Genomic DNA, 9,362 nt, shown 5'->3' with positions numbered 1-9,362 from the left:
GCGCGGGCCTGCTACAGACGCGGCGTGATCAGCTCACCGGCCTGCTCGAGCGATTCCACAATCCGATGCCCCATCTCGCGCAGCGCCTCGTCCGGCTGGACGAGGTCGGGCACCTGGATCGGATGCATGCCGGCCGCCAGTGCGGCCCGCACGCCGGGCTCGGAGTCTTCGAGCACGATGCAGCGCGCCGGGTCGACGCCGAGGCGCTCGGCAGCGAGGCGATAGATGTCGGGCGCGGGCTTGGGCGAATCGATGTCACTGCCGCTAATGACAGTGTCGAAGTAGCGGCGCAGGCCCGCGGTCTCGAGCTTCTGCCACGCGTGCTCGCAGACCGAGGACGTCACCACCGCTCGCGTCACTTGGGCGCCGGCCAAGCGCTCGAGCAGCGGCACCAGGCCGGGCTTGTGCGGCAACCCAGCCTCGATGCGCTTGGTGAACAATGCGTCGCAACGCTCGATCAGCGGATCGGCCTTTTCAGGGCCCAGCTGCTCACACAGCCGCTCATGCTGATCGTCCTCGTGCAGGCCGACCAGCGACATGAACAGCTCGTCATCGACGTCGAGATCGAGCTGCTTCGCGGCTTCGCGCCAGCACTCCTGATGCACGCGCTCGCTGTCGAGCATGAGCCCGTCCATGTCGAGCAGCACTGCCGCGGGCTCGAACCCGATTGCTTCCACCGCCATCAAGCGCCTCCGAAAAGCCTGTCCAGATCGTCCGGCCCCAGTGCCCGCCACTGGCCCGCCGGCAGATCACCGAGATCGAGTCCGCCGATGCGCGGGCGGTGCAGTGCGTCGACATGGTTGCCGACCGCCGCGAACATGCGGCGGACCTGGTGGTAGCGTCCTTCGGTGAGCGTGAGGCGCGCGTGGCGTGGCCCGAGCACCTCGAGCGCGGCCGGATGCAGCGGCGTGGTTTCGGATTCGAGCTGCAGCGTGCCGCTTGCGAAGATCCCGGCCTCATCACCGCGCAGATCCTGCGCGAGCGTGGCCTCGTAGACCTTCGCGAGCTGCGCCTTCGGCGAGACGATGCGGTGCAGCAGCGCGCCGTCGTCGGTCATGAGCAGCAGGCCGGAGGTGTCGCGATCGAGCCGGCCGACGGTCGACAGCAGCGGCGAGCGCCGCCGGAAGCGCGGCGGCAGCAGGTCGTAGACGACGCGCCCGGGGTCCTTCGTCGAGCAGGTCACGCCCAGCGGCTTGTGCAGCATGAGCACGAGGCCGGCCGGCGGGTCCAGCGGCTCGCCTTCAATGCGGATCGCGGCGTGCTCGACCTTGTCGTCGGCGTACAGCACCTCGCCGTCGGCGTCGGTAATCAGGCCCTCGCGGAACATCGCGGTGACCTGCTTGCGGCTGCCGTAGCCGAGGTTCGCGATGAGCTTGACGAGCTTCATGCGCGCACGCCTTCGATGACCTTGAAGCCGCCGCCGAACGCGACCGTGCGCACCTGCGCGAAGGCGGCCGCGAACGTGTCCTCATAGGGCAGGTGCCGGTTTGCGACGAGCCAGAGCCGCCCGCGCGGCCGCAGCGCCGCCGCGGCGACGTCGATGAAGCGGCGCCCGAGGCCGGGGCGATCGAGGCGGTCGCCCGCGTGGAACGGCGGGTTGGTCACGATCACGTCGTAGCGTCCCGGCAGCCCGCGCGTGGCGTCGAGCCAGTGGAAGTGCAGTTCGGCCCGGTCCTGGTACCGCTCGAGGTTCGTGCGCGCGAGCTCGAGCGCGCGCGCCTCGGCTTCGATCACGTCGAGCGTGCGGATGGCCGGGCAGCGCTCGAGCAGCTCGGCCGACAGGAACCCAAAGCCCGCGCCGAGATCGGCCGCGTCGCCGGCGAGGTCCGCCGGCAGGTGCTGGGCGAGCAGTGCGGATGCCGGGTCGATGCGGTCCCAGGCGAACAGGCCGGGCCGGCTCAGGAACCGACCGCCCGCGATCGGCCGCGGGGTGTCGGCCGCCGTCCATTGCGCCGCAAGCGCCGGGTCGGCCGGACCCTGCAGCGGCGCGGTCCAGAACACGCGGCATTTGTACTTGCTCTCGACGGACACGCCGCCCGCCACCGCGGCCAAATCGCCTTCGGCGGTCTTCGCGCCCGCGTTGTTCGCCACGCTGGCGACGACGCGCCCGCCCGGCGCGCAGCGCGCGATGGCCTCGGCGAACAGCGCGCGCGCCTCGTCGCGCTGGCGCGGCGGCAGCACGAGCACGACCTCGTAGCGTCGCGCGGGGTCGGCGTCAAGCTCGAACCCGGCCGCCTCGAGCGCGTCGGCGTCGGGCTTGAAGCCCTGCGAGCAGACAAGTCCGCGGCGACCGGTCATCGCAACGCCGGGGCGCGCGCGCAGGCACAGCACCCCGCTTGCGGGCCAGTCGAGCATGCCGCGGTCGAACGGGAGCATCAGGGAATCCAGCACGCGGCCGGCATCGGCGTCGGATGCGCTCACGCGGTGCACCTGGGCAGCGAAGGGGTCGCGATTCTAGTCGACGGGAGCGACCCGGCACGGTGAGCGGTCAGGCGGTGTTCGCGCAAAGCGAACGCGAGCTTCATGCGCGGGCAACAACGCCGACCCCATTCTCGATTCGTCCCGGACTCTGGAGCAGATGCGATGACGCGAGCCCTATTCGTCGGCGGAACGGTCGACAACGCGGAGCTGGACCTCGACGTCCACGGCCGCCAACCGCCGATGCACTACCCGGAAAACAGCGGCGGAGGCCGGCCGCGCTACCGTTTGCACCACGTCGGCCTGCGCGACGGCGAAGTGGCCTACGCCGTGTACGGCGCGCCCGAGATGGCCGACGCCGACATCGTGCGCATTTCCGACGAGCGCGATTACCCTCGCCGCTTCAGCGCCGAGCCGCAGTCGGTCGAATTGGGCACGCGGCTGCACTGAGCCGGCTCGGCTGTCAGCGTGATGCCGCCGGAGCCGGGGCCTCCGACGGCGTCGCGGCGGGCGTGACCCGCCACACCGCATTGCCAACGTCGTCGGCGACGAGGATCGCGCCGTCGCGGGCGACCTCCACCCCCACCGGCCGGCCGTAGGCGTCGTCCTGGCCCTCGCCGAGAAACCCGGTGAGCACGTCGCGCGGCAGGCCCACGGGCTGGCCGTTCTCAAACGGCACGAACACCACCTTGTAGCCGCTCGGCGGCGTTCGGTTCCATGAGCCGTGCTGCCCAATCAGCGCGCCGTGCGCGAACTGCGGCATCAGCGCGCCGTCGTAGAACACCAGCCCCAGCGAGGCCGTGTGCGGACCTAGCGCGTAATCGGGCACGATGGCTTGTGCGACGAGCTCGGGCCGCGGCGGTTTCACGCGCGGGTCGAGATGCGCACCGAAATAGCTGTACGGCCAGCCGTAGAAGCCGCCGTCGCGCACGCTCGTCATGTAGTCGGGAACGAGGTCGCTGCCGAGCATGTCGCGCTCGTTGACCGCGGCCCACAACTGCCCGCTCTGCGGCTGCCAGTCCATGCCAACCGGGTTGCGCAGTCCCGACGCGAACACGCGCGTGCGACCGGTCGCGATGTCGATCTCGTGGATGGCGGCCCGCCCCGCCTCCGCCGCCATGCCGCTCTCGGCGATGTTGCTGTTCGAGCCGACGCCCGCGTACAGCCGGGTGCCGTCCGGGCTTGCGATGAGGCTTTTCGTCCAGTGGTGGTTGATCGGCCCGCCCGGCAGCGGCGCGAGGCGCTGCGGCGCCTCGGTGATGCGCGTGTCGCCGGTTTGGTACGGCACGTGGACGACGCCGTCGGCATTCGCGATGTAGAGCCGGTCGCCGACCAGCGCCATGCCGAAGGGGTGGAACAGGCCGGTAAGCAGCGGCGTGCGCAGCTCGGCCACGCCGTCGCCGTCGGCATCGCGCAGCAGGGTGATGCGGTTCGCGCTCGGCACGGCGGCGCCGGCCTTCTTCATCACCAGCTTCATCGCGAGCTTCTTGACCGACGGCGGCGTCTGCTTCGGCGGCGCGTTCGTCTCGGCCACGAGCACGTCGCCGTTCGGCAACACGTGCAGCCAGCGCGGGTGATCGAGGCCGGTCGCGAATGCGTTGACCTTCAATCCCGGCGCCGCGACCGGCATGCGGCGGTCCGGCCAGCCGACCGCGTTCGGCGGGTTGACGACGGGAATCAGCGCGTTTTCCGGTGGCGGCAGCACCGGGTCGAGGCCGCTGCCTTGCGCGACCGTCAGCTCGGCCCGCCCGGCGCACGCGCTGAGCAGAGCGGCGGCGAGAAAAGCGACGGGACGGAACCACGTCAAATGCGGCGCGAACATGGCGAATGCTTCCGGGGTTGCCAACCGGCAGCGTCGCCCCGCCCGCGTGAACGCATCGCGCAGCGTCAGTCGCCCCAGCGCCACTGCGCACCGATGAACCACTGCCGCCCAGGCGCGGGCTCGTAGTGGCGACCGTTGCTCTCGTTGACGATTACCGAGCCCGCGTAGCGCCGGTCGGCAAGGTTGTGCACGGCAACGAACACACGCCCATGGCCATGGGCGCCGCGCAGGCCGTAGCCGAGGCTCGCGTTGAACACGGTGTACGCCGGCGCACGCTCATCACTCGTCTGCGCGACCGGCACGTCACTCACGTGCTGCGCGTCGAAACGCCACTGCCAGCCGATGTCGCCGCCCAGATCGACGCCGGCCGCCGCGGTGGTGCGCGCCACGCCCGGGATGCGCCGCCCCGCGGGCACAAGCACGTCGGGCACTGTGCACGGCGGCCCCGCACAGGTCAGGAACCCATCGGCGAAGCGCGCATCGAGCCACGTGGCCGCAAGCCAGCCCTGAACGCGGTCGCGCGCATAGCGCAGCGACAACTCCGCGCCCTCGCGGCGCGCACGGCCCGCGTTCTGGAACGTGCTGCGCCCGCCCGCGCTCGTCGCGGCGGTGATCTCATCGCGCGTGTCGGCGCGGAACAGGACGAACTCGCCGCGCAGCGCGCCGCCGTCGTCGAGCTTGAGGCCGGTCTCGACGCTGCGCGTACGCGCAGGCTGCAGTGTGAAATTGAGCCCGCTGCCGCCGTCGGCGCGGTAGCCGATCTCGTTGAACGTCGGCGTCTCGAAGCCTTCGCCGTACGCGGCGAACGCATGCAGCCCGCTGCGCAGCCGCACGCTCGCGCCGAGCACGGGCGAGACCGCGTCGTGACTGACGCGGCCGCTGTCGTCGGGATTGCGGTCGGTGATGTAGCGATCCTGCGAGCGGAAGCGCACCTCGCTCGCGCGCACGCCGGCCAGCAGCGTCCACGCGTCATTCGGCCGCCATAGCGCCTGCGCGTACGGGTCGAGCGATTGCACGGTGTCGTCCTGGCGCAGCCGCAACGCGCCGCGCACGCCGAGCACGTCGCCGACAAAGTTTTCAAAGCCGGCGCGACGCTGTGTCTGCCGGTCGTGCGCCACGCCGAGCGTCCATTCCAGCGGCGCGCCCGCGAGCGTGCCCTGCCCCGTCCAGCGAAGGTCAACACCGCGGTACGGCGCCTCGAAAGAGATCACGCCGCCGCCGCTGAGCGGACTGCGCTGCGTCCCAACCGGAATCGACAGCACCTGCGAGATCTCGCGCTCGCCTGCATACGCGAGCAGGCGCAGTTCGCCTGCATCGAACGCGTGCGTGTAGACCGCGCCGAGTTGCCGCTGCTCGACGCTCTTGCGCGTGTTGAACAGCAACGCGCCGGCGCTGGCCTGGGTCGGATCGGCCTCGAACTGCTCGCGCGTGAGGCCCTGCGGGTCCTGCGCATCGGGGGCATCGAGCGCATTCGCGACGATCGTGAGCCGGCCCGCCTCGCCGATCGCCGCGTTGAGCTTGCCGTTGAACGAGGTGCGCTCGGCCGCCGCGTGGTCCCGGAAGCCGTCGGTTTCGAACCGATTGAGCCCGGCGCGGTAATCCACGCCCCCGGACGCGCCGCTCGCCGTGGCGCTGACCCGCCGCTGCCCGTCCGTGCCCACCACCGCCTCGGCCTCGATCGCGCCCGGCGCCTCGCCGTCGGCCGTGAACAGCTGCAGCACGCCGCCGGAGGCATTGCCGTAGAGCGCCGAGAAGGGTCCGCGCAGCACTTCGATGCGCTCGGCCTGGGCAAGCGGGAAATGCGACAGCTGGCCCTGGCCGTCGGGCATCGTCGCCGGCACGCCGTCCAGATACAGGCGCACGCCGCGGATGCCGAACGCCGAGCGCGTGCCGAAGCCGCGGATCGAGACCTGCTCGTCCTGCGCGTAGTTGTGGCGGTTGCGTGCAATCACGCCGGGCACCGGCGCGAGCACGTCCGAGAGCGCGACGCCGAGGCGGTCGCGGTCGATCAGCGCGCCGTCGACGACGCTGACCGCGGCCGGCACGGAGGCCGTGGCCTGCGGCGTGCGCGTCGCGATGACCTGCACGCGGTCCAGCGTGCGCGCAGCCGTCTGTCCGTCGGGGCTCGACTGGGCAAGCGCAGCCACAGGCAGGCCGAGCAGCACGGCGCAGGACAACAGCGACAGGCGCGGAGCACGCGCAACGGAAAGCGGCATGGCGAGACCGGGGGCGAAAACGGCGGACAGCCTAAACGGCGGGGCGTGCAGTCGCTGCATGGCGCGCGTTTCACCCGCGTTTGCACCGGCCCCGCCTAGGCTGCACGACACGCCTTGTGGAGCCCGACCCATGCGCAACGCAAACCGCGTGTTCACCACGGCCGACGACCTCGAGCGCCTGCGCGCGAAAGTCGCCGCGCTGCCGAACGGTGCACACGTCGAACTCGAACTCGAGGACGGCGAACACCTCGTCGGCATCGTCGCCGGCCGTCCGATGCTGCAGCAGTTCTTCGACTTTGAAGGCAACGAGGGCACGAACGGCACCGTCCGCCTCGAGCGTCCTGCGCTCGAGCAGCCGATGCAATCGCCGGCGCCGCTGGACGTGTGGCTCGATCGCATCCGCGTCGTGCGCCGGCTCGACCCGCTCGACACCCTCGGGCAGGGCCGCGTCAGCCCGCACTAATCGGCAGCTTCGGGCGGCACGAACGGCACGCGGCCGTAAATGCGGCCGGTGTCGTGCGGCCCGTGCAACGCACCCTGCGGAAACCGCGGCTCGGTTTCGTCCTGCTGCTGGTCGACAAGCCGCGCCGCAAACCGGTCGCCGATACGCGGCATCCAGCGCGACACGGTGGCATGCATCAGCGCCATCGTGCCGACGTGCACCTCGCGCCCGCCCTCGACGGCGGCCTTGAGGATCGCCTCGGCGACGCGGTGCGGGTCCATCGGCTCGCCGACGACCTTTGGCTCGCGGTCCATGTAATTGCGCGCGTGCTGCGGATACGGCGTGTTCACCGCCGCCGGCTGCACGAGCGTGATCGACACCGGTGCCCGTTCGATCTGCTCGACTTCAAGCCGCAGCGCGTCGGTGAATCCCTTCATCGCGTGCTTCGACGCGCAGTACGCGCCCTGCAGCGGCAGCACCGCGTCGCAGGTCTCGCTGCCGACGTTGATCAGCGCGCCGCCCGAACGACGCAGCAGCGGCAACGCTTCGAGTGAGCCATTGACCACGCCCCAGTAGTTGGTTTCAAACAGGCGGCGATGGTCGTGCTCGGCGGTTTCGTCGAGCCGGGCGTACACCGTCACGCCTGCATTGTTGACCCAAGTGTCGACGCGGCCGAAGCGCTCCACGGCCGCGTGTGCGACCTGCGCCACTTCGTACCGGTCGGCTACGTCGACCGACGCCGCGATCGCATCCCCACCGTCGAAGCGGATCTGCTCGACGATCGCGTCGAGCGTGCCCGCGCTGCGTGCCGCGAGCACCACCTTTGCCCCGCGCTCAGCGGCGAGCAGCGCCGTGCACAGACCGATGCCGCTCGTCGCGCCCGTGATCACGATCACCTGCTCATCAATCGGCCGGTGGCGGGCGTGCATGAGGGCTCCTGCAGAAACGAATGCTCACCCCACCACCGAGCGCATGATCGAGCGGTGAAGCCGGAGCGACACTGCGCGCAGCAAAGCTTGCGGCCTTGCGAAGAGTTTTCGCGGGAATTCGCGCCTGCGCTGCCGCTGCAGGCGCCTCAACCGTTGGCACGGCGATTGCGACAAACCACGACGCCGCGGTGCCCGACCGCCCGTCCTTTGGAGTCGTCATGAAAAAACTGTTGCTGACCCTTGCCGCCGCCGGCGTCGCCTCTGCCGTCGTCGCGTCGCGCCGCCGCCAACGCGCGTACGTCGCCCCGCTCGTGCCGGATGAATGGCGCACCGACCCCGACGCCTATTTCGACGGCGATGCGATCAACACGCGCAACGCCGGCTCGGACCTCGACGTGGATGACGATCTGGACGAGGTCGATTCGGCACGTCAGGCCCTCGGGCTGCTGCGCACCGTCGACGAGCAGGAGATCGAGGCGGCTGAAGAAGCGCTCGAGCGCACCGACCTCGAGACCCCGGTCGCCGAGTACGCCGAGATGCTGCTGTCGCACCACTCGGAAAACCTGGCGGCCGCGCAGGCGCTGCGGCTCGAGTCGTTCACCGCGCCTGAGGTCTCGGACTTCGCGGAGCGTCGCGCCGAGCGGCTGCACGCGCTTGCGGACATCGGGGACGACGACGAGTTTGCCGGTGCCTACCTGCAGGCGATGGTCGAAGGCCACGAACAGGCGCTCGCCATGCTCGACCGGCTGATTCCGGATGCGGTCGACGAGGACGCGCGCGATTTCCTCGCCAGCTCACGGCGCTCGATGTCGCAGCACCTGCAGCGCGGCCGCGAATTGCTCGAACAGCGCCGCAGCCTGCAGTAAGGGCGTGGACGTGGCCGCTCCGATCGCGGGGCGGCTGCACCGATGTCGCCTCGCGGGAGGACACCGGCCGCCTTGGGCGGCGGTCGCGGCTGGGCATGGAGGTGCTTCCGCCTCCTCTGCATGACGTCGCAACGGCCGCAGGCGTCCTCGCGAGAGCCGACGCGCCATGGCGACCACGCGCCGGCGAACGCGCCGCAACAAAAAAGCCCCGCCGAAGCGGGGCTTTTCCTGTCGGACGCCGCCCGAAGGCGGCGGCGCGGCATTAGACGGCCTGAACGGCCTCGGCCTGCAGGCCCTTCTGGCCCTGCGTCACCGTGAACGTGACCTTCTGGCCTTCCTGCAGGCTCTTGAAGCCCTGCGACTGGATGGCACGGAAGTGCACGAACACGTCTTCGCCGTTCTCACGGCTGATGAAGCCGAAGCCCTTGGCATCGTTGAACCACTTGACGGTACCGGTTTCACGGTTCGACATGACTAACTCCTTGGAACATTAAGTGTGATGTGCCGCTTTCACGGCGATGGCGCTGGTTGCAAGGAGGAAGCGAGGTGCAACGATGGAGTGGATCAGTGATCTACCGCATCGGGCCACGAATCACGGTGACCCTGGCGAACACAGCATGTGCACCGTAGACAACTCAACGGCGAAATGCAAACGCGACCTCGGTCGCG

General features: G+C 70.3%; 10 protein-coding genes. 3 read left to right on the top strand and 7 right to left on the bottom strand.

Annotation, left to right across the window (positions count from 1 at the left end):
- Positions 1-11 precede the first annotated feature (11 nt).
- Genes IE075_RS08335 through IE075_RS08325 form a run of 3 tightly spaced genes read right to left on the bottom strand, consistent with a single transcriptional unit; the run spans position 12 to position 2,376 of the window.
- The gene (locus tag IE075_RS08335) at positions 12-683 is read right to left on the bottom strand and encodes an HAD family hydrolase (protein ID WP_425489366.1); all 672 of its coding nucleotides are present in this window, start codon (positions 681-683) and stop codon (positions 12-14) included.
- Positions 683-1,387, bottom strand: a complete 705-nt coding sequence (locus IE075_RS08330) for a pseudouridine synthase (protein ID WP_189455325.1) — start codon at positions 1,385-1,387, stop codon at positions 683-685. The genes IE075_RS08335 and IE075_RS08330 overlap by 1 nt, the downstream gene beginning before the upstream one ends.
- Positions 1,384-2,376 carry a class I SAM-dependent methyltransferase gene (locus IE075_RS08325; RefSeq protein WP_189455849.1) on the bottom strand — a complete coding sequence of 331 codons (993 nt, stop codon included), beginning with the start codon at positions 2,374-2,376 and terminating at the stop codon, positions 1,384-1,386. Before IE075_RS08325 ends, IE075_RS08330 begins: the two co-directional genes overlap by 4 nt.
- Before the next feature lie 207 nt (positions 2,377-2,583).
- On the opposite strand from IE075_RS08325, the gene IE075_RS08320 reads away from it, so the two are divergent.
- Positions 2,584-2,868 carry a hypothetical protein gene (locus IE075_RS08320; RefSeq protein ID WP_189455323.1) on the top strand — a complete coding sequence of 95 codons (285 nt, stop codon included), beginning with the start codon at positions 2,584-2,586 and terminating at the stop codon, positions 2,866-2,868.
- 13 nt (positions 2,869-2,881) lie between these two features.
- Here the strand turns inward: IE075_RS08320 and IE075_RS08315 are convergent, their stop codons facing one another.
- Together IE075_RS08315 and IE075_RS08310 are read right to left on the bottom strand one after the other, a co-directional pair.
- Positions 2,882-4,240 (bottom strand): PQQ-dependent sugar dehydrogenase, encoded by a 1,359-nt coding sequence (locus IE075_RS08315; RefSeq protein ID WP_189455321.1) that lies wholly within the window; start codon positions 4,238-4,240, stop codon positions 2,882-2,884.
- A 65-nt stretch (positions 4,241-4,305) separates the two neighbouring features.
- Positions 4,306-6,456 (bottom strand): TonB-dependent receptor family protein, encoded by a 2,151-nt coding sequence (locus IE075_RS08310; RefSeq protein ID WP_189455319.1) that lies wholly within the window; start codon positions 6,454-6,456, stop codon positions 4,306-4,308.
- Between the two features lie 130 nt (positions 6,457-6,586).
- Between IE075_RS08310 and IE075_RS08305 the strand changes: the two genes are divergently transcribed.
- Complete coding sequence (locus tag IE075_RS08305) at positions 6,587-6,919, top strand: DUF3247 family protein (RefSeq protein ID WP_189455317.1); 333 nt, start codon at positions 6,587-6,589, stop codon at positions 6,917-6,919.
- On the opposite strand, the gene IE075_RS08300 is transcribed toward IE075_RS08305, so the two are convergent.
- Positions 6,916-7,827: an SDR family oxidoreductase gene (locus IE075_RS08300; RefSeq protein WP_189455315.1), complete on the bottom strand. Its 912-nt coding sequence runs from the start codon at positions 7,825-7,827 to the stop codon at positions 6,916-6,918. The two genes, IE075_RS08305 and IE075_RS08300, sit on opposite strands and share 4 nt — an antisense overlap.
- A gap of 218 nt (positions 7,828-8,045) precedes the next feature.
- Here IE075_RS08300 and IE075_RS08295 point away from each other — a divergent pair, with 218 nt between their 5' ends.
- Positions 8,046-8,693, top strand: coding sequence for a DUF4142 domain-containing protein (locus IE075_RS08295; RefSeq protein WP_189455313.1), 648 nt, complete (start codon positions 8,046-8,048; stop codon positions 8,691-8,693).
- Between the two features lie 262 nt (positions 8,694-8,955).
- Here the strand turns inward: IE075_RS08295 and IE075_RS08290 are convergent, their stop codons facing one another.
- Positions 8,956-9,165, bottom strand: coding sequence for a cold-shock protein (locus tag IE075_RS08290; protein ID WP_189455311.1), 210 nt, complete (start codon positions 9,163-9,165; stop codon positions 8,956-8,958).
- Between the last annotated feature and the right edge of the window lie 197 nt (positions 9,166-9,362).

The sequence above is a fragment of the Cognatilysobacter bugurensis genome (assembly GCF_014652095.1).
Lineage (GTDB): Bacteria > Pseudomonadota > Gammaproteobacteria > Xanthomonadales > Xanthomonadaceae > Cognatilysobacter > Cognatilysobacter bugurensis.
Note: the sequence above shows the minus strand (reverse complement) of the source record. Positions and strands in the feature narration are given on the sequence as shown.